This is a genomic window from Paraburkholderia graminis C4D1M (assembly GCF_000172415.1).
Classification (GTDB): domain Bacteria; phylum Pseudomonadota; class Gammaproteobacteria; order Burkholderiales; family Burkholderiaceae; genus Paraburkholderia; species Paraburkholderia graminis.
Window position 1 is genome coordinate 1 of sequence record NZ_ABLD01000044.1, and the last position, 21,319, is coordinate 21,319.

Below are 21,319 nucleotides of genomic sequence, written 5' to 3' on the forward strand. Positions count from 1 at the left end.
CCCCCCCCCCCGAGAACCCCCGCTCCGGAAACGCTCGACATGCAGGCGTGCGCGCCGACAGTCACCGACGCTGTAGCGGGACTGGGGCGCTCCGCGAGGATGCCCCGTCATGACAGCAGTGTCCCGCTGCCCTACCCTGCCTTGGCGCGAGTGATCAACGCGAGCCCGATGGCCCGCAAGCGTGGCCGCTAGTTAACTGTTTATCGACTGCGAAGGCCCCTCACTGTTTCTTGAGTGAAGCGGACACGCCGCAACCAAGAGGTCGGCTGAGCGTCGTGCACAAGCGACGACCACCCGCGCGTCGTAGTCACAAAGTTAGTTGACGACTAGTGACGAAATTAGTTGTGTGAGCGGCATTCGTGTTAGCGCCGATGTAAAAATGACCCCGTGGGGCTGCTCCAGTGCTGCAGCGCATTTGCTCGACGAACAGGCGATCAGACTGAAAGGTGCAGCCTCCGTGTTAAGGGTTACCTGTCCGGGGCCCGCAGTCGCAAGGGCGACGACGCGCGTAGAGGTCGAATTCTAAAGGCGCCGCAACCGTCGGGAGACATGCAAATGCGAAGGCAACCGTTCTATTCGTCGCCCCCCGGAGGGACATGGCGGGGAATATCCGTCGATGCGGTCGACGGGACATGCACGATGCATCGATTGGTACCGGTTACGGTGAACGAAGGTTCAGCGAGTCGCAGCCCTTGTCCCGATAAAGTATCAGCGTCCCTTGTAACGTTAAGAGGGCTAGATATTGGCTGTTTCGATGTTCTTCGCCATCCCGGGTCCCGGAGGCAACGCTCCGCTCGGATCTTAACTGTCCGCCGATGCAGCGACGCGGGAAGTGCATTTTCCCCGTACTTCAGGACAATCTCACAGAAGATTGATGACTCTTTCTGCGATGCAACTGCTGACCGATCAGCTTCCGCAGAATGCAAAGCGCTGTGACGGCCTGAACAGGGGGTACACGACGACTACGCAGAACGTCGGTAGCGCGCTCACCACGGGCGGCAGCCCCCACTACCGTTTCCGGGCACGACACACGCTCGTCGATACGACGGTGAAGGCGGGCGGAAATGTGACGATGCCGAGCGTGAACCACCTGCTGAGGAACGAGGGAGTCAGGCGGCGGCGAAGGTTACCTCTTTGCAGAATATGTCGCCGCAATTTCTTCCAGCCGATGTGACAGTTTCGTGAGCCACTCGCGTCGCTCTCTGTCGTAGTTATGCCGGTTATAGATACCGATGATTCCCGACTGGGCATGGCCAAGCACGGCCTCGGCGATTTCGTTCGGACAACCAAGTGTGGCAAGAAGTGTGCGCGTAGTGCGTCGAAGATCGTGGGCTGACCAATGCGTCACAGGCAATCGCGGGCGATCATGGTTGGGTGCGATTTTGCAGTACGGCTGATGATAGTAGACGCCGTGCTGCACCACGGTCTGCTCCATCGCCTTCCCACGCGACGAAGGAAACAAGACAGTTCCCTTGGCCTGATCGAGTCGTCGCCGCACAACCACTTCGGCGCGGCCCACGAGCGGCACACGCAGATCCGTTGCTCTTTCGTTATGAAGCCCCTTTGTCTTCTGTTTGGGGATCGTCCACCAAAGACCATCGCTTTCGTCCGCGATCTCGGTGCTCTCCATAGCGACAATCTCGCCCCCTCTCGTGCCAGTCCAGAGGTAGAGCGTCAATGCGTCAGCGACGGTCAGGCTGAAGTTCGGAAGCCATCGAATCAATGTGCCGAGTTCCTCTACCGAGAGTACCCTTTTCTGTGTTCCAGTATATTGGCCCTCGACCTTGCGCCCTTTGCTCTTCAATCGCCCTCTTAGAACTACCTTCCACCAGTTAGCGGTGTTTTCAGGAAGACGACCGGCATCGAGCGCGTAGTGCCAGGCACAGCCCAATTCCATGCGAAGGCGGGCTGCGAGCACGGGAGTGGACCGATATGATTCGAGCAGATCGAAAGCCTCGGCGCGCGTAATGGTAGTCGCAGCCCGATCCGCGATAGGCCCTAACATCGCTTTGAATATACGTGCGACCTCGACTGCACCTTTGGTCTTCCGGTTGACTTCTACATACCCTTCCAGATAGTCGCGGCACAACTGTCTGACGGTGTAATTGTCCGGTGATGGACGAGTAGCCTCTGCCTGCGTCATTCGGCGCAGTGCCGAAAGCTCGGCGCCCGAATCTCTCTCGACGCGGCTCTTCTCCCACGCAGCGATGGCTCCGGCAAACGACATTGCTGGCCATTCACGGAGCTTGACTTGCCGCATGCGGCTATCGACCGGTGACTTGTAGCGGTACGTCCACGATTTCCGGCTCGTAGACGCCTGCAAGCGCAGTCCGGGAAATCCATCGAAGGTCATGTGATCGCCGCTCGGCAGTCTGGCCGCGGCGCGTGCATCGAAGCGCATTCTTCCCTCGGCGTAGGTTTTTCTGAAGGAAGAATATCCGGCGTAGGTTTTCGTGGCAACGCCGAAAAAACCTACGCCAGCGTCGCAAGTGTAGACATGCGGAGACAAGTGTAGGTGACCCGGCTAGAGTCCTCGATGCGGATAATTTTTATTTTATTTTCAATCAGTTACGGACTACTTTGGCTCACCTTGGCCGACTGCGGACAGATATCAAATTGTCTCTATTCGTTCTCGTCGAAGTAATGCCCAAACTTCAACTGCTTCGTGCGGATATAGCGCTCGTTTTCCTCGCGCATCGGAATCGCGAGCGCGACGCGTTCGCACACCGGAATGCCGTGCTTGGACAGCGTGTCGAACTTCTCGGGATTGTTGCTCATCAGCCGGACCGAGGTGACTTTCAGCGTGCGCAAAATGCCCGCCGCCGAATCGTATTCGCGTGAGTCGTCCGGTAGGCCAAGGTCGAGATTGGCCTCGACCGTGTCGCGCCCCTGCTCCTGCAGCGCATAAGCGCGAATCTTGTTCGAGAGGCCAATGCCGCGGCCTTCGTGGCCGCGCAGATACAGCAGCACGCCGCAGCCTTCGGCGGCGATATAGCGCAGCGCGAGATCGAGTTGCTCGCCGCAATCGCAGCGATATGAGCCGAGCACGTCGCCCGTCAGGCATTCGGAGTGCAAACGGGTCAGCACCGACGACTTGTTCGCGACGTCGCCCATCACGAGCGCAAGATGTTCGGCGCCGCTGTCGACCACGCGAAACACATAAGAGGTGAACGTGCCGTAGCGCGTGGGAAGCGTGGCGGTGGCGTCGAGAACGACGCATTCGCCGTTGATTGCGCCGTCTGCCGCAGGCGACGGATCGTGAGACGTGAGCATGGCGTTAGACAGTGGTGCTGGACATGAACCCGATGAAACCGGGGATAAGGTACGGACAGGAGTTTACCGCTAATCGGCGCACCGCACCCGGATGCCCATGCATGGCGCACGGTTCTTGCACCACCAGAGCGCAAGCGCGAGACGCAACGCGCAATACGCTTCACGCGATCGCAAAGCGCGCAAAACCGCGCGCTACATGAATTGTGTGCGTTGCGCGCTCCAGGTATTCCCGGACACACTCGCTGGCGCGTCGCGCCTATACTGGAATCGCCTGTCACCGACAGCCCGCCGCGCCGGCGTGCTGCACTGCTGCACTGCGAAAGGGAGCCGCTCCATGACAACCGTTGCACAGCTGCTAAAAACCAAACCAAACACGACCGTCTATACGATCGGAGCCGACGACTCCGTCTATGAAGCGATCAGGCTGATGGCTGACAAAGGCATCGGCGCACTGGTCGTGACGGACGGCGACAGCATCGCGGGAATCATCACCGAGCGCGACTACGCGCGCAAGGTCGTGCTGATGGACAGGTCGTCGAAGGCCACGCCGGTACGCGAGATCATGAGCAAGGCGGTGCGCTTCGTGCGCCCGGATCAAACCACCGACGACTGCATGGCGCTCATGACCGAGCGGCGCATGCGCCACTTGCCGGTGATCGAAAACGACAGGCTCATCGGCATGGTGTCGATTGGCGACCTCGTGAAGAACATCATCGCCGAGCAGCAGTTCACTATCCAGCAGCTCGAGTTCTACATCCACGGCGAGCGTCCCTGACGGGCCACGCCTCTTGCCTACCCGCCGGTTTTAGCCGCAAAAAAAGCCCAATCGCTGAACGGTTGGGCGAAGCTACCTTGCGGCAGCGGAGGTTCCTCGATTCTGGTCAGCCCATTTGAACCAGGGCCTATAGGGATCGTGTGTCTAGCGCCTGCTTCTGCAAGCGCCAAAGTGCGCTCACGTATGCGTGCTGTGCGAACTGAGATCCGCATCGCCAGCTGCGGCGCGCCGCTTTTATCGCGGCGCGCTCGCTGCGATCGCAGATGACATTTCTACTGCCACCAGCGCAAACCAGCTACGAACTCAACTTCCCAACTTAATTGCCGAAATACACCGACTTCGCGCCGGTCATCGACTCACGCACGCCGCCCGATTGCGACGAGCCGCTCGTCGTGCCGCCATAGCCGCTCGTGTCCGCGACCGGCAACTGCGTTTGCGCGACTGCCGGGTTTTGCTCCTGCACGCGGCGTTCCGCGGCCTGGATGTCGGCCGGATAGTACGGGTCGTTGCTGACCGACGGGTTGTAACCCGCGCGCTCCAACTGAATCAGTTCGTTGCGCACTTCGGCGCGCGTGACCGGTTGCTGGCTCGACTGCGCGAACGACGCGACCGGAGCGGCGAGAACGGCTGCAATGGCGACTGCCTTGATAAGCGATTTCATGATTATTACCTCCAGACCTGGTTTTATTTGCCGCGCTTGCCACACCATGTGGAAGCGAGTGATTCCAGTCTAGTCATCGATTCACCAAGGGAAAACACCTATTTGTGAGATACATAATTGTCGTCACTGAAAAAGTGCGGCGAAGTTTCCGGCGATAGCAATGCCCCGCGCATCGACCGCGTAATAATTGGGCAGCGCGTAGCCGCGTGTAGCCTTCGCTTTGGAACAAGCGCGCCGACGTGCAGACCTTGCCGCAACGGCTTTGCACGCGGTCAGATTTGCGGACCGTCGCCGAGGTCCGCGTGCGGCGCAACCAGCAGCTTGCGCGGTCCGCTCACGAACGCGCTGCCGGGCTCGAAAAAGCGCAACGGCCGATGCATCTCGCGCGACAGGCCAATGCGCGTCGTCACGCCGACCGGCACGTCGCCTGTCTCGATGACGCCGATCCACAAATCGCGGCCGGTGCACAAATCGCGGCCGTCGAACGACTGACCGATGCCGAGCGCCACAGTCAGCCGGCCCGGTCCCCGCGCGAGATCGCGCAGCGGCACGCCGGGGCGGCGCGCTTCCATCAGCGGCAGACCTTCGAGCGGCTCGACCGCGCGGATCAGAATGCCGGCGCCTACGTCCTCCGCTTCGGCGGACATGTTGAGCATGTACGAGAGACCATAGGTGAGCCGGACGTACGCATAGCCGGGCGCGAGGAACATCGAGCCGTTGTGCGGACGCCGTCCGATAAACGCATGGCTCGTCGAATCGCCCACCGGATACGCCTCCGTCTCGACGATGCGACCGCTCATGCGCCCCTCAGGCACGTCGTGAACGAGATACTTGCCGATCATAAAGCGCGCGAGTTGTGTCGCGCCGACGGGCAAATCGTCACGCGACAAGGGGATGATGGGAAGCGACGGTTTGCGCATGCATTGGGCCTTTGTTTTTGCGTCGGTTTTGGCGTCGAGTTTTGCGTCGGTCGGTGCATCGGTGGGTGCGTTCATTTATGCCCCGATTCGCGCATCTTGCGCAAGCGCCGGGGCGCACGCACCATCTCAGAGCGCCAGACTATGCAGTCATACATCGCGACCCATCGTCGCGAGCGTTGTAGCGACGCCTCACTTCCAGGCAGCGGCAGCCTCATTCTGGAACCAATTGGAGTATCGTGTCTTTCGGCCCGCAGTGCGCCTCGCCGGCCGCGCGCTTCGGCCGCATCCGCAGCATCCAGCAGTCTCTGTCAACCTGAAGCATCCGCAAGACCCGCAGCAACGTCCTTTCCGTTCCATTGCGCTTTACCGTAGTCCAGCACACGTTCCCGCAAGGGGACGAATTATTCACGACAAGGAGAAATTCGCATGAAAGCATCCACGGCAATGAAGATGGTCGGCGGCGCGCTGATCGTACTGGCATCGCTCAACGCATCCGCGCAAAGCAGCGACGCGGCGGCCGCACCGGCAGCGGCGGCATCATCGGCGACAACCGGCAAGCAGGCCAAGGCCGCCAACCGCGCGCTCGGGCGCAAGGTGCGCAGCGCGCTCGCCAAGACCAAGGGCGTCAGCGTCGCGAACATCAACGTCCGTGCACGCGGCGGCGCTGTGACGCTGGCCGGCACGGTGCCGGACCAGTCGCAAGTCGACCTCGCCACGCAAGCGGCGCAAGGCGTGGCAGGCGTGACGTCGGTCAAGAACGCACTGACGGTTCGGCCGGTCGGGCAGTAAAGCTCGGGCCGGCGCGTGATCGCGCCGGCAGTCGCATGGACGGATGCCCACGTCCGGTTGCAAGGACGTTGGCATCCGCCAGACCTGAAGCCTCGATTGCATCGCCCGCGTTTTTAGAATCGCATGCTGTTCCGCGGGCCGGGAACAGTCACAGAATTCACAGAATTCACAGAAATCACCGAAGTCACAGACCAACCAGCCAATGACCATGTCCGCAACCGTCTTGCCCCGCTGGACTCTGGCCGTGCCGTTCGTCGCGTGGATCGTGCTCGGCGCGTCCTACGCGTTGCCGGGCAACGGGCTGCTGCTCGCGCTGGTGGGCATCGCGCTATGCGCGGCGGTATTCGCGGCCGTGCATCACGCGGAAGTGGTCGCGCATCAGGTCGGCGAACCCTTCGGCACGCTGGTGCTCGCGATCGCGGTGACCGTGATCGAAGTCGCGCTGATCGTGTCGGTCATGCTGACAGCCGGTCCCGAGAAAGCGGGCCTTGCGCGCGATACGGTGTTCGCCGCCGTCATGATCGTATGCAACGGAATCGTCGGGATGTGCCTGCTGGTGGGCGGCATTCGCCATCGCGAGCAGGATTTTCAGATTCGCGGCGCGGCTGCGGCTCTCGCGGTGCTCGCGTCGCTATCGGTGCTGACGCTCGTCATGCCCAACTACACGACGACCAACGTCGGCCCCATGCTGTCGTCGTCGCAACTGGCGTTTGCGGGCGTGTCGTCGCTGGTGTTGTACGGCGTGTTCGTGTTCGTGCAGACGGTCCGGCATCGCGACTATTTTCTCGCCGACGTGTCCGACGAAGACGTGCATGCCGCGCCGCCTGGCGCACGGCTCGCGCTGACGAGCGGCGGCTTGCTGCTGGTGTGCCTCGTCGCCGTCGTGCTGCTCGCCAAAGTGCTGTCGCCGGTTGTCGAGACGGCCGTTGAAAACGCGGGCGCGCCGGCGGCGGTGGTCGGCATCGTGATCGCCGCGCTGGTGCTGCTGCCCGAAGGCCTCGCCGCGGTGCGCGCGGCGCGCGCCGACCGCTTGCAGAACAGCCTGAATCTCGCGCTCGGCTCGGCGCTCGCCAGCATCGGCTTGACGATTCCGACGGTGGCCGCCGTGTTTCTGACGACGGGGCAACCGCTCGTGCTCGGCATCAACGGCAAGGAAACGGTATTGTTGGTGCTCACGCTGCTGGTCAGCACGCTGACGATCAGCACCGGCCGCACGACGATCCTGCAAGGCGCCGTGCATCTGTCGCTGTTCGCCGCCTACCTGTTTTTATCGTTCGCGCCCTGACACACGCCGTCGCGCGACGGCGCCCTCGCCTACTCTTCCCAATGCGCCGCGATCCAGTCGCGAAACAGACTCAGCTTGTGCTGATGCGCGACTGAATCCGGATAGACGAAGTAGTAGCGCCAGCCGGTCTTCAGCACCGTATCGAACGGCCGCACGAGACGCCGCGCGGCTACATCTTCGTCGATCAGCGCGAGGTCGCTGATCGCCACGCCGAAGCCTTGCAACGCCGCGTTGGTCGCCATGTCGAGCGTGTCGAAGCTCGGGCCGTGCTCTGCGTCGATCGCGCGCGCGTCGGCCGGGTCAGCTTCGGCGACCCGCGCAAGCCACATCTTCCAGTCGCGATGATCGCGCGTCGGATGCAGCAGCGTATGGCGCGCGAGATCCGCGACCGATGCCAGCGGCTTGTCCTTCAGCAGATCGGGCGCGCACACCGGCGTTAGACGCTCCTCGAAGAGCGGCACGGATTGCACGTCCGCACCCGGCGACGATCCGTAAATAATCGCCGCGTCGAACGGTTCGAGCTGGAAGTCGACGTCGTGCTGCCACGTCGTGGTGATCTGCACATGCAGGTCGGGATACTCGGTCTGAAAGCGCATGATCTTCGGCAGCATCCAGCGCATCACGCAGGTCGGCACCTTCAGCGCGAGATCGGTGCGCTGCCGCGTGAGCCGCAGCGAAATCTCCTCGATACGCGCGAAGCTCTCCTTGACTGCGGGCAGCAGCAACTCGCCTTCGGCGGTGAGCGTGAGGCCCTTCGCGTGACGCTTGAACAGCGGAAACTTGTAGTAGTCCTCGAGCGCGATGATCTGCCGGCTCACCGCGCCCTGCGTGAGACACAGATGATCGGCCGCGCGCGTGAAGCTGCGATGGCGCGCGACGGTTTCGAAAATTTGCAGCGCGTTGAGCGGCGGAAGACGTCGCATCGACATATCGGGATCAGAAAAAGTCATTGAGGCGGCGCGGCGAACTGCTGTCGGGACACGCCTTCCAACCCCACAGGATACGCGATCGCGCGTCGCGCCACGAGTTGCGGCGGACCCTGGCTGCATGCACTGCGCTCATACGTCCAACGATTCATCGCGCCGCGCGCGTCGCCGCGCAACAGCCGGCGGGCGATGCGGCGAGCATGAGCTTACGTCATGGCCTCCATGCGCATATTTCGTTTGTTGAGGGATTTTGGCAAACCTAGAGTCCACTTCATCCTTCCACCTCATCCATCTCACTCCAATAAGCGTTTTTCGACAGAGGACACACCATGAACCAGCACCAGCCCGTTCAATCGACCGCCCGCCGCGCGTTCGCCACGCTCGCCGCGGCCCTCGCGTTCACCGCCGCGGGCGCGCTCAGCGCGTTCTCGCCCGCCGCGCATGCCGATGCGCTCGACAACATCGCGAAGACGGGCACGGTGCGCATCGGCGTGTTCATGGACTATCCGCCGTTCGGCTCAATCGGTCCGGACATGAAGCCGATGGGCTACGACATCGACGTCGCCCATCTGATCGGCCGGGCGCTTAACGCCAAGGTCGAACTCGTGCAGGTGACGGGCGACAACCGCATGGCCTATCTCGCGGACCACAAGACCGACATGCTGCTGTCGGTCGGCCAGACGCCGGAACGCGAGAAGGTGATCGACTTCTCGAAGCCCTACGCGCCGTACTACCTCGCCGTGTTCGGCCCGAAAGCGCTGCCCGTGAAGAACGCCGCCGACCTCGCCGGCAAGTCGATTTCGGTCGCGCGCGGCACGCTGGAAGACCTGAGCGTGACGAAAATCGCGCCGCCTAGCGCGAACATCAAACGTTTCGACGATCCCAACGGAGCAATTTCGGCGTTTATTTCTGGTCAGGTACAGTTGATGGTGGTCGGCAACGACGTCGGCGCCACGATTCTCGCGCGTCATCCCGCGAACGATCCCGAGCAGAAGTTTTCGTTGTTCAGCTCGCCGGATCACGTCGGTTTGAACAAGAACGAGCCGCGTCTGAAGCAGAAAGTCGACGAAACCATCGCCAAGGCTCGCAGCGACGGCACCATGAACGCGATCTCGCAGAAATGGCTGCGCACGCCGCTGCCCGCCGATCTCTGAATTTACCGCCCGGAGTTTGACCTCACGATGAGCGCCACGCCATGACCTATGCGTTCGATTTCAGCGGCTTCGGCCTTTATGCGGGCATGCTCGCGCGCGGCGTCGCGGTCACCCTGGGGCTGACCGCGATCTCGACGTTGCTCGGCGCGCTCGTCGGCATCGCCGGCGCGAGCGTCGCGGTGGCCGGGCCGAAGTGGGCGCGCTGGGTCGTGGCGAGCTACGTCGAACTGATCCGCAACACGCCGTTCATCGTGCAACTGTTCTTTGTGTTCTTCGGCCTGCCGACGCTCGGCATTCATATCGACGAAATGCAGGCCGCGATTCTGGCGATGACAGTGAACCTCGGCGCCTATGCGATCGAGATCGTGCGCGCGGGCATCGATTCGATCTCGCGCGGCCAGGTACAGGCGGCGCAGGCGCTCGGCCTGCATGGACGCCAGGTGTTTCGCTATATCGTGCTGCCGCAGGCGCTCGCCAATGTGTTCCCCGCGCTGCTGAGCCAGGTGCTGATCGTGATGCTCGGCTCAGCGGTCGTGTCGCAAATCTCCGTGCCGGACCTCACGTACGCGGCCAACTTTGTCCAGTCGCGCAACTTCCGCTCGTTCGAGAGCTACCTGATCATCACCGCGACGTATCTGCTGCTGTCAATCGTGCTGCGGCAAATCATCAACCGGTTCGGACGCGGTCTGTTCGCGGGGCGCCAGGCGCGCGGCTCGGACAGCGCGCCTCGCGCCTGGCGCAGCCGCCTGATGTGGCGCGCCGCCCGCACTGTGCCGACGGAGCACTGATCATGGTCGAATTCACGCTGTGGGACATCGCCCGTAACCTGCTGCTCGCCGCGCGCTGGACCGTGCTGCTCTCGCTGATCGCTTTCGTCGGCGGCGGCGTCTTCGGATTGATCCTGCTCGCGATGCGCGTGTCGCCGATCGCCTGGCTGCGCCGCATCGTCGTGCTGTATGTGGAAGTGTTCCAGGGCACGCCGCTGCTGATGCAACTGTTTCTCGCGTTCTTCGGCTTGCCGCTGGTGGGCGTGGACGTGTCGCCGTGGGTCGCGGCGACCGTCACGTTGACGCTGTACACGAGCGCGTATCTGGTCGACATCTGGCGTGGCTGCGTGGAAGCGGTGCCGCGCGGTCAATGGGCCGCGGGCGCGAGTCTCGGCATGACGTTCGCGCAGCAATTGCGCTATATCGTCTGGCCGCAAGCGCTCAAAATCGCGGTCGCGCCGACGGTCGGTTTTCTCGTGCAGGTGGTCAAGAGCACGGCGCTTGCGTCGATCATCGGCTTCACGGAATTGACGAAGACCGGCACGATGATCACGAACGCGGCGTTCCGGCCGTTCCCAATCTACGGCATGGTGGCCATGATCTACTTCGCGATGTGTTTTCCGTTGACGTGGTATGCGCGTGTGCTCGAAAAGCGCAACAAGGTTGGGCAACACCGTTAGCCGTGCCTTTGCAAGCGACAACAAAAAGCGTCAACCGCCGAAAGACGGTTGACGCTTTTTTCATGCTCGGCCGGTTTGAGTAACTACTGCTAGCGGGCCGCTTGAGTCGACTTGCGCAGCTTCGTCACATCGGCTGCGGTCACGGCCGGCGCGCCGTTGTTCCAGCCGGCGCGCACGAACGTCAGCACGTCGGCGATCTGCTGGTCGGTCAGCACCGGCGCGTACTTCGGCATCGGATACGGCGCGGGAATGCCGCCGATCACGAGGTCTTCGGTGCCGTTCAGCGTCACGTTAATGAGCGACGACGCGTCCTTCTCCAGCACGTTCGGATTGCCCGCCAGCGGCGCGAGCATCGGCGCGAAACCGCGTCCGTCGACGCCGTGACAATGCATGCAATACGCGGTGTAGACGCGCGCACCTGCGTCGTTCGCGGGACGGTTCAGCGACACCTTCGTCGCCTGCGGATCGTACGTGTAAGGCGGCGCGCCGTTGCCGCCCGCCGGCGGCAGCGATTTCAGATACGTCGTCATCGCCGCGATGTCGGTATCGTTCAACGCCTGCGTGCTGTTGTTGATCACGCTCGTCATCGAGCCGAACGCCGTGGCGTGACGATTCGCGCCGGTCTTCAGGAACGCCTGCAAGTCCTGATCGTTCCAGCGTCCCAGGCCGACGTTATGCTCGCCGGTCAGGTTGGTCGCGAACCAGCCGTCGAGGAGGCTGCCGGTAAGAAACGCGCTGCCGCTTTCGTCGAGCGCCTTCTCCTGGAACGCGATGCCGCGCGGCGTGTGACACGAGCCGCAGTGGCCGAGGCCCTGGATCAGATACGCGCCGCGATTCCATGCGACGTCCTTGCCCGGCTTGTTCTGATACACGCCTTTCTCGAGGAACACCATGTTCCAGAGCTTCAACGGCCAGCGCATGTTCATCGGCCATGCGATGTCGGCCTCGCGATTCGCCTGCTGCACTGGCGCAACACCGCTCATGAAGTACGCGTACAGCGCCTTCATGTCGTCGTCGTTGACCTTGGCATACGACGGATACGGCATCGCCGGATACAGGTTGTGCCCGTCTTTCGCGACGCCTTCGCGCATCGCCCGCGCAAAGTCCTGTTCCGTATAGCCGCCGATGCCGGTTTGCGAGTCCGGCGTGATGTTGGTCGTGTAGATCTGACCCATCGGCGTGTTCATCGGCAGGCCGCCCGCGAACGGCTTGCCCTTCGGCGCCGTGTGGCAGGCGGCGCAGTCGCCGGCCTTCGCGAGATAAGCGCCGCGCTGCACGAGCGCGGGATCGAAAGCGGATGATGTTGCCGCTGCTGCCGCCGATGCCTGCATCAGCAACGGCAGCGCCACGCTCAGCGCCGCGCCGAAACCCTTGAGTATGCTTTTCATGTCGGGCTCCCGTTAAGCGGTTTGCAACTGGCTGCCGACCGGCAAATGCCGCAGCCGCTTGCCGGTGGCCGCGAAGATCGCGTTGGTCAGCGCCGGCGCGAGCGCCGCCGTGCCAGGCTCGCCGATGCCGCCGGGCGCCTCGCTGCTCTTCACGATATGCACGTCGATAGGCGGCGTCTGATCGATACGCAGCATCCGGTAGTCGGTGAAGTTGTTCTGCTGCACGCGGCCGTCCTTGATCGTGATCTCGCTGTAGAGCGCGCCCGTAATGCCGAAGATGATGCCGCCCTGCACCTGCGCCTCCACCGTGTTCGGATTGACGACCATGCCGCAATCGACCGCGCAAACCACGCGCTTGACCGCCACCTCGCCCTGCTCCACGGCGACATCGACGATGATCGCAAAGTAGCTGCCGAACGCATGCATGACCGACACGCCGCGCCCTTGCCCCTTCGGCACCGCGCTGCCCCAGTCGGCCGCCTGCGCCGCGACGTTGAGCACGTTCAGCGCGCGCGGCGTCTTGCCGAGCAGATCGCGCCGGTATTTGACGGGATCGACCTTCGCCTCGGCCGCGAGTTCGTCGATGAAACTCTCCACCACGAACGTGCTGCGGGTGGGACCGACGCCGCGCCAGAACGCGGTGGGAATAGCGTGCGGCTCCTGGCGCACGTAGTCGACGAGCTGGTTCGGCAAGTCGTACGGCAGGTCCGACGCGACCTCGACCGCGTCGGGGTCGAGCCCGTTCTTGAACGCGGGCGGCGCGAAACGCGCGAGGATCGACGAGCCAACGATGCGGTGCTGCCACGCGAGCGGCTTGCCGTTCGCGTCGAGACCGGCGGAGATCTTGTCGTAGTAATACGGGCGGTACATGTCGTGCTGAATGTCTTCTTCGCGCGTCCACAGCACCTTCACGGGCGTCGACACCTGCTTCGCGATCTTCACTGCCTGCGTGACCATGTCGAATTCGAGCCGCCGCCCGAAGCCGCCGCCGATCAGATGGTTATGCACGATGATCTTGTCGGCGGGCAAGCCGGTGACGGCCATCGCCGCGTCGCGCACGCGCGTCGGCACCTGCGAGCCAAGCCAGACCTCGCAACTGTCCGCGCGCACATGGACCGTGCAATTGATCGGCTCCATCGTCGCGTGCGCGAGAAACGGCTGCTGGTAGATCGCATCGACACGCGTCTTCGCGTTCGAAAACGCGTGCACCACGTCGCCGTCCTTGCGCGCGACCGCGCCATTGCGTTGCGACGCGTTGGCCAGATCGTCGACGATCTGCTTCATCGACAGCTTCGCGTCCGCGCCTTCGTTCCACTTGATGTCGAGCGCCTGCAGCCCGCGTTTGGCGGCCCACGTGTGATCGCCGATCACGGCCACCGCGTTGTCGATCTTCACCACCTGACGCACGCCGGGAATCTTCTTCGCGTTGGTATCGTCGACGCTCGCCAGCGTGCCGCCGAACACCGGACAGTTCGCGATGGCCGCGTAGACCATGTCGGGCACGCGCACGTCGAGGCCGAACATCGCGGTGCCGTCCACTTTCTCCGGCGAATCGAGCCGCTTGACCGCCGTGCCGATGATCTTGAAGTCTTTCGGGTTCTTCAGCGGCACGTTCTGCGGCGCGGGCAGTTTGGCAGCCGCCTCGACCAGTTGACCATAGCCGATGCTGCGATTGCTCGCCGCGTGGATGACCTGGCCGGCCTGCGCATGACAGCTCGCGGCGTCGACCTGCCATTGCTGCGCGGCCGCGCTCACGAGCAGCGTGCGCGCGGCCGCGCCGGCGCGGCGCATCGGCTCCCATGCATAGCGGATCGACGTCGAACCGCCGGTGAGCTGGCCGCCGAGCAGCGGGTCGGTGAAAAGCTTTTCGTCCGGCGGCGCGTGGTCGAGCGTGACCGTGTCGAGCGGCACTTCGAGTTCTTCTGCAATCAGCATCGGAATCGACGTGTACACGCCCTGGCCCATCTCGACCTTTGGAATCACCAGCGTGACCTTGCCTGCCGTGTCGATCTGGATGAACGCGTTCGGTGCGAACACGCCGTTCTGCGGCGCTTCGTTTGCGTCGCCGCCGATCACCGACTTGCCGCTCTTCTGATCCTGACTGACGGCCGGCAGACTGAAGCCGAGCAGCAGACCGCCGCCCGCCGCCGCGCCGACGCTCATGCCGAACTTGAGGAACGTGCGGCGCGACACGCCGCGCGCTTCATCGGCTTCGGCTTGCGGGCGCTTCGCGCCTTTGTATGCATCGAGCAATCCCTGGGACATGTCAGACTCCCTTCGCCGCGTGCTTGATCGCCGCGCGAATGCGGTTGTAAGTGCCGCAGCGGCAGATGTTGCCGGCCATCGCGGCGTCGATGTCCGCATCGCTCGGATTGGGATTGCTTGCGATCAGCGAGGCCGCCGACATCACCTGTCCCGACTGGCAATAACCGCATTGCACGACGTCCAGTTGACGCCATGCCTGCTGCACTTTCTGGCCGGCCGGCGTGTTGCCGACCGCTTCGATCGTCGTGATCTTCTTGTCGCCGACAGCCGCCGCGGGCAACACGCACGAACGCACCGCCACGCCGTCGAGATGAACCGTGCACGCGCCGCATTGAGCGATGCCGCAGCCGAACTTCGTCCCGGTCAGGCCGACGAGATCGCGCAAGACCCACAACAGAGGCATGTCAGGCGGCGCATCGACGGTATGCGTTTCGCCGTTGATATTGAACGTTGTCATGAGCGGTTCCTTGTCGAGTTATGTTTTATCAGCCTGTTTAGAACGGGACGCCGATCAAAACGCAACGACTTGCCGCGTTTATTCGAGAGCCCGGACTAATGCGCAATGCCGATGCGCGGCGTCGCCAATGCGTCGCCGCACGACTTCGGACCAGGCATTGCGCGAGTGTGCTGTGAGGGTCCGGCGATTGTAGCCGTGCATTAAGAAATTCGCCTGCACCCCGGCATGCGCCGTTGCGAAGGCGCCGAAGGCGGTTCGTCGCCCGCAATTTTGCTAGCATGACGCGACTGCACTGACTATCTGACTATCCGAAGGAGACGCATCATGAACGACCCGCAATGCACCCAATTCCTCTCGGACATCCGCAAGCCGCTGCTCGCGCTGCATAAGGCGATACTCGATCACGAACGCGCGGCCTATGAAAAAGAATTCGGCCCGGTCACGCCGGCGGCTTTTCTGCAGGTGCTGATCAACGGTTCCGGGTTTCGCTGGCTGACGCCGCTGTCCACCATCATTGCGAACGTGGACGAAATACTCGACGACAAGGAAGCCGATGCCGCCGACCGCCTCGCCGCGGTCGAAGCCGTCACCGGTCTCTTTTCCGCCGATCAGCCGAACAACAGTTTTCTGCCGCGTTATCTGCCGCTGCTGCAGGCCGATCCGGGCATCCTCCATCTGCATGGCCAGGTCTCGCAGGTGTTGCGCGGGGCGCAGACGAAGTAGGCCTGAGTGGAGCGCGCTGCGTTTGGGCTCCCGGATTTCCTCACCGTTAAATGTGGGTGAGTCTGCGGAATTTGCGGCGATGAGGCGTCGCGGTTTAGGCGCGACCTTGGTTGCTGTATAGAGGATTACCAGGCTTTCTTCAACGTACGTGTGGAAAATCGCTGTATTTGAAGGTGATTCGTGCGCGATTCGTAAGGATCATCGAGGCTGTGTGTTCGCATGAGCATGCGGCGTGAGCGCGCCGAAGCATGGCATCGGCTGAATTGCCTGGTTTTGCTGAACAAATCAATGGTGAGCTTTTGCGGGAGGTGACTGGGCGTTCGATTGTCCTTGGTGCGCCCTGCAGCCAATCACAAGCCCTGTTAAGGTACGCGGACCTCGTCACCACCGATCACCGCCATGACCGACTGGCCGCTTCCCGAGACGTACACGTTCCGCGACCAAACCGTGCGCTTCAATGTGACGGGCACCGGGCCACCGCTCGTACTCGTGCACGGCACGCCGTTCTCATCGTACGTGTGGCATCGCATCGCGCCGCATCTGGCGCAGATTCGCACGGTCCACTATTACGATCTGCTCGGCTACGGTCAGTCGGAGATGCGTGACGGCCAGGACGTGTCGCTTGGCGTCCAGAACGCCTTGCTCGCCGCGTTGCTCGCGCATTGGCAATTGAAGAACCCGGATGTGATCGCGCATGACTTCGGCGGAGCGACTTCGTTGCGCGCGCATCTTATCGACGGTTGCGACTATCGCAGCCTGACGCTGATCGATCCGGTCGCGCTGGCGCCGTGGGGCTCGCCGTTCGTGCAGCATGTGCGCCGTCACGGCGATGCGTTCGCCGGATTGCCGCCGTATATTCATGAAGCCGTGGTGAACGCCTATGTGCGCGGCGCGATTGCACGCGACATCACGGATGAAGAACTCGCGCCGTACGTCACGCCGTGGCTCGGCGCGACGGGACAAGCCGCGTTCTACCGGCAGATCGCGCAAATGGATCAGCGCTATACCGATGAAGTCGAATCGCACTATCCGCAAATGCGTTGTCCGACGCAGATTCTATGGGGCGAAGAGGACCAGTGGATTCCGCTCGAGCGCGGCCGGCGTCTGGCCGCGCTGATTCCTCACGCGCGCTTTCAGGCGGTGCCGCGCGCGGGCCATTTGATGCAGGAAGACGCGCCCGAGGCGATCGTCGCGGCGGCGCTGCGGTGGCTCGACTGAGGCCACCCACAGCACAGCCGCGCGCTGCGTTTAGCCGCGTCCTTGCGGCAGATACGGCATCGGATCGACCGGTTTGCCGTCGCGGCGCAACTCGAAACCGACCGACACGCGCGAGTTGTTTTCGTCGCCCATCTCGGCGATCTGCTGGCCCTGTCGAACGATCTCGCCGGTTTTGACCAGCAGTTTGCGGTTATGCGAGTACGCGGTCAGGAAGTCCTTGTTGTGCTGCACGATGATCAGACTGCCGTAGCTGTTCAGGCCCGTGCCGGCATACATGACCTTGCCGTCGGCGGCCGCGCGAACCGGATCGCCCGGCTTGCCGCCAATCTCGATGCCGCGCGTCTCGCCCGGCTGGAAGGCTTCGACGACCCGGCCGCCCGCGGGCCATGCTAACGACAAGCCGTTTGCATGACGCATGCTTTGTTGCGCGACTTCGCGGGCTTCGGCGGCGCTGGGACCGGGCGAAGGCTGCGCGATAGCTGCCGATGGCGCCGACGCCTGCGCGCCAGACGCACTCGACGCCGCCGCAGCTTTTGCCGCAGCCGCATTAGCCGCATTAACCGCCAGCACGGTTTCCGGCGATGCAACGCGCAGCACCTGACCATTCTTCAATCGCGACGACGCCTTCAGGCCGTTCCATGCCTGCAACTGCTTGACGCTGCAATGATGGCTCTGCGCGATGCGCGCGAGCGTGTCGCCGCGCTTCACCCGATAAACGAGCGGCGGCGCCTTTTTGAGGGGCGCAGCCAGAGGCGTGTCGCCCGAAGCGGCCGCACTCGCCGACGCGGACGTTCCCGCCGTGCCTTGCAGATTCGCCGCGCCTGCCGCGGACACACCCGAAGCGGCTGCTGCACCGGTCTGCGCGCCCGGCTGCCCGACGCCGGCGCAACCGCTCATCGCGAGCGCGAGCCAGGCGCCGGCGATGCCTGCCATCACTGCCCTGTCGAAACCCTTTCCCATCATGTTCGGCTCCTGCTTGTTCTGTAGGCGGGCCGGACGCCGCCTTGCCGCCTGCACGCGCGCGTCGCGCTGACGCGCCGCCGTTCGCATCGCGGCCTGGCGAGCGTGCTGGCACCCTCACCGTTGTATTGCCGGCTGGCCTTGTTCGTTGCATCGCTCCGTACGTCGAATCTTCGCGCGGGCGACGGCGGATTCAGGCGCTTACACAGCCACTTTTCCGCGGACGGCCAGACTACGATTAAATTTCCAGCCGGATTGTAAAGTGCGATTAACAGAAAACGCGTGCGCCACACAGTCTGATACAAACGTTACCAACAGCGTCTGCGTGTCTCGTTGTGCGCACAACCACGCGGCAAAACCGGGCCGCATGGGCAGCGCCATCGACGCCATCTGCTTAACGGCACGCTGGCGCGAGAACTTGAATTGCCGGTTCAAAAAACGCGATGGAGCTTGCGCGGAACGCGCGGCGAGCCGCTAGCTGTAGTAATGCCCCGCGTATGACACGTAGCCCACGGGATGATGAGTGAAGTGGAGCACGGGCAGTACAGGGTTGGAGTTGTCGTCGGTGGGATAGGCGCTTGCCTCGGGGATGTATTCGCCCTGCGCCTCGATGGGCTGGCCGGCTTGGAGTCCGGGGATTTCCTCGGCAAGCCCTTCGTTATCGCCGAAGCGCACCGCAATGAACACCTTGGTGCCGACGAGATTCTGCGTGCCGCCTTCGAACTTCAACACCTTGTCGATCTTCACGATCAGGTGCTGATGATTTGCGCCGTGGTGGTTGTCCGGGCTCGCGAACACCTTCGTGATCGTGCCTTGCACGCAGGCAAGCGGCGCACCGAGCGAATGAACATAGCGATGATGAGGAAGGATCTGCGTCGCGCGATTGCTCATGAAATCTCCGTGGAAGAAGCCAGGCTGAGACGGCGGAAGAACAGGCGCATGCGGGCCTGCTGCGCGATCCGTTTGAGCGGCTCGACGGGCGGGAGTTCAGGGCGCGTGCCGATGCGATTGCAGCGGCCAACCTCTACGCGCGCACAACCGTCACGCCCAGCGCCTCGAAAGGCGCGGTAAGCGTCTCGGCCGTGCCGCGTTCCACCACGATCGTGCTCGCCGCCGATACGTCCGCGATCCGGTACGCCGACGCCGCATTGAGCTTTTCCGCCGATGCGAGCACCACCGTCTCCGCCGCGTGCTCCGCGAGCGCGCGCTTCACGTACGCTTCCTCGATGTCGCCGGTGCTGAGGCCGGCTTGCGGATGCACCCCGGTCACGCCCATGAAATACATATCGGCGCGGATGTGGCTGAGCGCTTCGATGGCGGCCGCGCCGACATTGACCATTGAATGCCGGAAAAGCCGGCCTCCGATCATCACCACTTCCAGTTGCGCATGCCCGGCGAGTTCGACGGCGATGCTCGGGCTATGCGTGACGATCGTCGCACGCAACTCACGCGGAAGGTGTCGCGCGAGCTGAACCGCCGTCGTGCCGCCGTCGACGAACGCAATCTGCCCCGGCGCGATCATGCCCGCCGCGGCGCGGCCAATGGCCGCCTTCGACGCCGATTCGATCCGCTCGCGCCCGGCGAGATCCACCGCTGCCGGCGACGCCGGCAAAGCGCCGCCGTGCACGCGCTGGAGCTGCCCTTCCGCCGCGAGTTCGCGCAGATCGCGGCGGATGGTGTCCTCGGACACGTCGAACTCGGCGCTAAGCGTCTTGGCGACGACCTGCCCGTCGCGCCTGAGCGCCTCGAGGATCAACTGTTTTCTCTGCGATGTAAGCACGGTCGTCTCCGGCAGACGGATCGCACGATCCGTCCTTTGCACGAAATTTCTTGTTTTTGCACGATACTGCACGATACCATGATTCGCGTGTCGGCCTAACCACCACCAACCAATTAAAGGTACGAGCCATGAATGAAACCGGGGAACGAGTACGAATCGTGGACGTGAAAGTGCTCTCCGACGACTGGTATGTGCTGAAAAAGACCACCTTCGACTATCGCCGCGCCGACGGTTCCTGGCAGCGCCAAAGCCGCGAAACCTACGACCGCGGCAACGGCGCGACGCTGCTTCTGTACGAACCGCGCCGGCGCATGGTCGTGCTGACGCGGCAGTTCCGCTTGCCAGCGTTCGTCAACGGTCATCACGGCATGTTGATCGAGACACCCGCCGGTCTGCTCGAGTCCGCTTCCCCCGAGGAGCGGATTCGGGCCGAAGTCGAGGAAGAAACCGGTTATCGCGTCCATGAAGTGCGCAAAGTGTTCGAAGCCTTCATGAGCCCCGGTTCGGTCACGGAGAAACTGCATTTTTTCGTCGCCGAATACGATGCGCTCGCGCGGGTCGGCGCAGGCGGCGGTCTCGAACACGAAGGCGAAGATATCGAGGTGCTGGAATTGCCGATCGGACAGGCGCTTGCGATGGTCGAGCGCGGCGAGATCGTCGACGGCAAGACGATCATGCTGTTGCAGTACGCACAGCTGAACCTGTTCGACGCTTGATCGCGTCGGGTCACGTCGCGCCACACTCGCTTTAGGAATTTTCCCAAGCCCGATTAGGAAACGGACGATAGGTTGAGGAACGCAAAAAAAATATTCTTACGTTGCTTTGACGTTGACCGGCGGCGCGCCACGCTCCCGCCGGAAAACTCAAACGGAACCCTTCCCTTCAGAATATTTTTGCTTCGTCAACCTGCATTCCGGGCGATGAAGAAGTCGAGGCTCAACGTGGATTCTCTTACATCGGCCAACCGCTTCATGGGCGGTTTTTTCTTTGGCGCTGTCGTCGCTACCGCGATCATGGTCGTGCTCTGCGTCAGCGGCGAATTTGTGCCTCTCATGGCGAAGCTGCATGCGATCCAGCAAGTGATTGCAACAGCGGTCATTCCAGTGCTCGTCGCCGGCACCAAGCCGCTTCTGTATAAAACCGTCTGGCGCGAGCGCCGCTGCAGTTTCATTCTCGACGAAGACTTGAGCGCGACGCTTCGCGGCAGAAGCTTTGGTATTCCCGCCGGCGTGATGGTCGGCATTCTGGTTCAAAACGTTTTGATGAATTGAACGCAGTTCAGGCACCCGGCATGAAAC

General features: G+C 62.8%; 21 protein-coding genes. 10 read left to right on the top strand and 11 right to left on the bottom strand.

What is annotated here, in order from left to right; translation table 11 throughout:
• Positions 1-1,126: 1,126 nt before the first annotated feature.
• Entirely contained in the window at positions 1,127-2,401 is a 1,275-nt protein-coding gene (locus tag BGRAMDRAFT_RS31685) for a tyrosine-type recombinase/integrase (RefSeq protein ID WP_006053010.1), read from the bottom strand.
• Between the two features lie 221 nt (positions 2,402-2,622).
• On the bottom strand, positions 2,623-3,273 hold the full coding sequence (gene ribA, locus BGRAMDRAFT_RS31690) for a GTP cyclohydrolase II (protein WP_006053011.1): 651 nt from the start codon (positions 3,271-3,273) through the stop codon (positions 2,623-2,625).
• A gap of 334 nt (positions 3,274-3,607) precedes the next feature.
• Between ribA and BGRAMDRAFT_RS31695 the strand changes: the two genes are divergently transcribed.
• Positions 3,608-4,048 carry a CBS domain-containing protein gene (locus tag BGRAMDRAFT_RS31695; protein WP_006053012.1) on the top strand — a complete coding sequence of 147 codons (441 nt, stop codon included), beginning with the start codon at positions 3,608-3,610 and terminating at the stop codon, positions 4,046-4,048.
• 316 nt (positions 4,049-4,364) lie between these two features.
• Here BGRAMDRAFT_RS31695 and BGRAMDRAFT_RS31700 read toward each other — a convergent pair whose 3' ends face one another.
• Both BGRAMDRAFT_RS31700 and BGRAMDRAFT_RS31705 read right to left on the bottom strand, forming a co-directional pair.
• The gene (locus BGRAMDRAFT_RS31700) at positions 4,365-4,709 is read right to left on the bottom strand and encodes a DUF4148 domain-containing protein (protein WP_006053013.1); all 345 of its coding nucleotides are present in this window, start codon (positions 4,707-4,709) and stop codon (positions 4,365-4,367) included.
• 272 nt (positions 4,710-4,981) lie between these two features.
• Complete coding sequence (locus BGRAMDRAFT_RS31705; protein ID WP_044022034.1) at positions 4,982-5,629, bottom strand: DNA-3-methyladenine glycosylase; 648 nt, start codon at positions 5,627-5,629, stop codon at positions 4,982-4,984.
• A 426-nt stretch (positions 5,630-6,055) separates the two neighbouring features.
• On the opposite strand from BGRAMDRAFT_RS31705, the gene BGRAMDRAFT_RS31710 reads away from it, so the two are divergent.
• Both BGRAMDRAFT_RS31710 and BGRAMDRAFT_RS31715 read left to right on the top strand, forming a co-directional pair.
• The gene (locus BGRAMDRAFT_RS31710; protein ID WP_006053015.1) at positions 6,056-6,418 is read left to right on the top strand and encodes a BON domain-containing protein; all 363 of its coding nucleotides are present in this window, start codon (positions 6,056-6,058) and stop codon (positions 6,416-6,418) included.
• Positions 6,419-6,620: 202 nt separating this feature from the next.
• Positions 6,621-7,703, top strand: coding sequence for a calcium:cation antiporter (locus tag BGRAMDRAFT_RS31715; protein ID WP_006053016.1), 1,083 nt, complete (start codon positions 6,621-6,623; stop codon positions 7,701-7,703).
• A 29-nt stretch (positions 7,704-7,732) separates the two neighbouring features.
• On the opposite strand, the gene BGRAMDRAFT_RS31720 is transcribed toward BGRAMDRAFT_RS31715, so the two are convergent.
• Positions 7,733-8,626 (bottom strand): LysR substrate-binding domain-containing protein, encoded by an 894-nt coding sequence (locus BGRAMDRAFT_RS31720; RefSeq protein WP_029968760.1) that lies wholly within the window; start codon positions 8,624-8,626, stop codon positions 7,733-7,735.
• Between the two features lie 332 nt (positions 8,627-8,958).
• On the opposite strand from BGRAMDRAFT_RS31720, the gene BGRAMDRAFT_RS31725 reads away from it, so the two are divergent.
• The 3 genes from BGRAMDRAFT_RS31725 to BGRAMDRAFT_RS31735 are packed head-to-tail and all read left to right on the top strand — an operon-like array spanning position 8,959 to position 11,230.
• Entirely contained in the window at positions 8,959-9,783 is an 825-nt protein-coding gene (locus BGRAMDRAFT_RS31725) for a transporter substrate-binding domain-containing protein (RefSeq protein ID WP_006053018.1), read from the top strand.
• A 41-nt stretch (positions 9,784-9,824) separates the two neighbouring features.
• On the top strand, positions 9,825-10,571 hold the full coding sequence (locus BGRAMDRAFT_RS31730; protein ID WP_006053019.1) for an amino acid ABC transporter permease: 747 nt from the start codon (positions 9,825-9,827) through the stop codon (positions 10,569-10,571).
• Between the two features lie 2 nt (positions 10,572-10,573).
• Entirely contained in the window at positions 10,574-11,230 is a 657-nt protein-coding gene (locus BGRAMDRAFT_RS31735) for an amino acid ABC transporter permease (protein ID WP_006053020.1), read from the top strand.
• Between the two features lie 89 nt (positions 11,231-11,319).
• Here the strand turns inward: BGRAMDRAFT_RS31735 and BGRAMDRAFT_RS31740 are convergent, their stop codons facing one another.
• The 3 genes from BGRAMDRAFT_RS31740 to BGRAMDRAFT_RS31750 are packed head-to-tail and all read right to left on the bottom strand — an operon-like array spanning position 11,320 to position 15,340.
• Positions 11,320-12,618 (bottom strand): cytochrome c, encoded by a 1,299-nt coding sequence (locus BGRAMDRAFT_RS31740; RefSeq protein ID WP_006053021.1) that lies wholly within the window; start codon positions 12,616-12,618, stop codon positions 11,320-11,322.
• Between the two features lie 12 nt (positions 12,619-12,630).
• The gene (locus tag BGRAMDRAFT_RS31745) at positions 12,631-14,883 is read right to left on the bottom strand and encodes a xanthine dehydrogenase family protein molybdopterin-binding subunit (protein WP_006053022.1); all 2,253 of its coding nucleotides are present in this window, start codon (positions 14,881-14,883) and stop codon (positions 12,631-12,633) included.
• A 1-nt stretch (position 14,884) separates the two neighbouring features.
• Positions 14,885-15,340 (bottom strand): (2Fe-2S)-binding protein, encoded by a 456-nt coding sequence (locus tag BGRAMDRAFT_RS31750; RefSeq protein WP_006053023.1) that lies wholly within the window; start codon positions 15,338-15,340, stop codon positions 14,885-14,887.
• 324 nt (positions 15,341-15,664) lie between these two features.
• On the opposite strand from BGRAMDRAFT_RS31750, the gene BGRAMDRAFT_RS31755 reads away from it, so the two are divergent.
• Entirely contained in the window at positions 15,665-16,063 is a 399-nt protein-coding gene (locus BGRAMDRAFT_RS31755; RefSeq protein ID WP_006053024.1) for a hypothetical protein, read from the top strand.
• Positions 16,064-16,462: 399 nt separating this feature from the next.
• Positions 16,463-17,281: an alpha/beta fold hydrolase gene (locus tag BGRAMDRAFT_RS31760; RefSeq protein ID WP_006053025.1), complete on the top strand. Its 819-nt coding sequence runs from the start codon at positions 16,463-16,465 to the stop codon at positions 17,279-17,281.
• Positions 17,282-17,311: 30 nt separating this feature from the next.
• Here the strand turns inward: BGRAMDRAFT_RS31760 and BGRAMDRAFT_RS31765 are convergent, their stop codons facing one another.
• From BGRAMDRAFT_RS31765 to BGRAMDRAFT_RS31775, 3 genes are all read right to left on the bottom strand, one after another.
• Complete coding sequence (locus BGRAMDRAFT_RS31765) at positions 17,312-18,244, bottom strand: peptidoglycan DD-metalloendopeptidase family protein (protein WP_006053026.1); 933 nt, start codon at positions 18,242-18,244, stop codon at positions 17,312-17,314.
• Positions 18,245-18,715: 471 nt separating this feature from the next.
• Complete coding sequence (locus BGRAMDRAFT_RS31770; protein WP_006053027.1) at positions 18,716-19,132, bottom strand: hypothetical protein; 417 nt, start codon at positions 19,130-19,132, stop codon at positions 18,716-18,718.
• A 133-nt stretch (positions 19,133-19,265) separates the two neighbouring features.
• Entirely contained in the window at positions 19,266-20,021 is a 756-nt protein-coding gene (locus BGRAMDRAFT_RS31775) for a DeoR/GlpR family DNA-binding transcription regulator (protein ID WP_006053028.1), read from the bottom strand.
• 128 nt (positions 20,022-20,149) lie between these two features.
• On the opposite strand from BGRAMDRAFT_RS31775, the gene BGRAMDRAFT_RS31780 reads away from it, so the two are divergent.
• Both BGRAMDRAFT_RS31780 and BGRAMDRAFT_RS31785 read left to right on the top strand, forming a co-directional pair.
• The gene (locus BGRAMDRAFT_RS31780; protein ID WP_006053029.1) at positions 20,150-20,737 is read left to right on the top strand and encodes an NUDIX domain-containing protein; all 588 of its coding nucleotides are present in this window, start codon (positions 20,150-20,152) and stop codon (positions 20,735-20,737) included.
• 204 nt (positions 20,738-20,941) lie between these two features.
• The gene (locus BGRAMDRAFT_RS31785) at positions 20,942-21,292 is read left to right on the top strand and encodes a hypothetical protein (RefSeq protein ID WP_006053030.1); all 351 of its coding nucleotides are present in this window, start codon (positions 20,942-20,944) and stop codon (positions 21,290-21,292) included.
• Positions 21,293-21,319: the final 27 nt, after the last annotated feature.

Excerpts from the sequence above, each read along its gene's own strand:
- BGRAMDRAFT_RS31685 (WP_006053010.1), bottom strand. The coding sequence starts at position 2,401 with ATGCGCTTCGATGCACGCGCCGCGGCCAGACTGCCGAGCGGCGATCAC.
- ribA (WP_006053011.1), bottom strand. The coding sequence starts at position 3,273 with ATGCTCACGTCTCACGATCCGTCGCCTGCGGCAGACGGCGCAATCAAC.
- BGRAMDRAFT_RS31695 (WP_006053012.1), top strand. The coding sequence starts at position 3,608 with ATGACAACCGTTGCACAGCTGCTAAAAACCAAACCAAACACGACCGTC.
- BGRAMDRAFT_RS31700 (WP_006053013.1), bottom strand. The coding sequence starts at position 4,709 with ATGAAATCGCTTATCAAGGCAGTCGCCATTGCAGCCGTTCTCGCCGCT.
- BGRAMDRAFT_RS31705 (WP_044022034.1), bottom strand. The coding sequence starts at position 5,629 with ATGCGCAAACCGTCGCTTCCCATCATCCCCTTGTCGCGTGACGATTTG.
- BGRAMDRAFT_RS31710 (WP_006053015.1), top strand. The coding sequence starts at position 6,056 with ATGAAAGCATCCACGGCAATGAAGATGGTCGGCGGCGCGCTGATCGTA.
- BGRAMDRAFT_RS31715 (WP_006053016.1), top strand. The coding sequence starts at position 6,621 with ATGACCATGTCCGCAACCGTCTTGCCCCGCTGGACTCTGGCCGTGCCG.
- BGRAMDRAFT_RS31720 (WP_029968760.1), bottom strand. The coding sequence starts at position 8,626 with ATGCGACGTCTTCCGCCGCTCAACGCGCTGCAAATTTTCGAAACCGTC.
- BGRAMDRAFT_RS31725 (WP_006053018.1), top strand. The coding sequence starts at position 8,959 with ATGAACCAGCACCAGCCCGTTCAATCGACCGCCCGCCGCGCGTTCGCC.
- BGRAMDRAFT_RS31730 (WP_006053019.1), top strand. The coding sequence starts at position 9,825 with ATGACCTATGCGTTCGATTTCAGCGGCTTCGGCCTTTATGCGGGCATG.
- BGRAMDRAFT_RS31735 (WP_006053020.1), top strand. The coding sequence starts at position 10,574 with ATGGTCGAATTCACGCTGTGGGACATCGCCCGTAACCTGCTGCTCGCC.
- BGRAMDRAFT_RS31740 (WP_006053021.1), bottom strand. The coding sequence starts at position 12,618 with ATGAAAAGCATACTCAAGGGTTTCGGCGCGGCGCTGAGCGTGGCGCTG.
- BGRAMDRAFT_RS31745 (WP_006053022.1), bottom strand. The coding sequence starts at position 14,883 with ATGTCCCAGGGATTGCTCGATGCATACAAAGGCGCGAAGCGCCCGCAA.
- BGRAMDRAFT_RS31750 (WP_006053023.1), bottom strand. The coding sequence starts at position 15,340 with ATGACAACGTTCAATATCAACGGCGAAACGCATACCGTCGATGCGCCG.
- BGRAMDRAFT_RS31755 (WP_006053024.1), top strand. The coding sequence starts at position 15,665 with ATGAACGACCCGCAATGCACCCAATTCCTCTCGGACATCCGCAAGCCG.
- BGRAMDRAFT_RS31760 (WP_006053025.1), top strand. The coding sequence starts at position 16,463 with ATGACCGACTGGCCGCTTCCCGAGACGTACACGTTCCGCGACCAAACC.
- BGRAMDRAFT_RS31765 (WP_006053026.1), bottom strand. The coding sequence starts at position 18,244 with ATGATGGGAAAGGGTTTCGACAGGGCAGTGATGGCAGGCATCGCCGGC.
- BGRAMDRAFT_RS31770 (WP_006053027.1), bottom strand. The coding sequence starts at position 19,132 with ATGAGCAATCGCGCGACGCAGATCCTTCCTCATCATCGCTATGTTCAT.
- BGRAMDRAFT_RS31780 (WP_006053029.1), top strand. The coding sequence starts at position 20,150 with ATGAATGAAACCGGGGAACGAGTACGAATCGTGGACGTGAAAGTGCTC.
- BGRAMDRAFT_RS31785 (WP_006053030.1), top strand. The coding sequence starts at position 20,942 with ATGAAGAAGTCGAGGCTCAACGTGGATTCTCTTACATCGGCCAACCGC.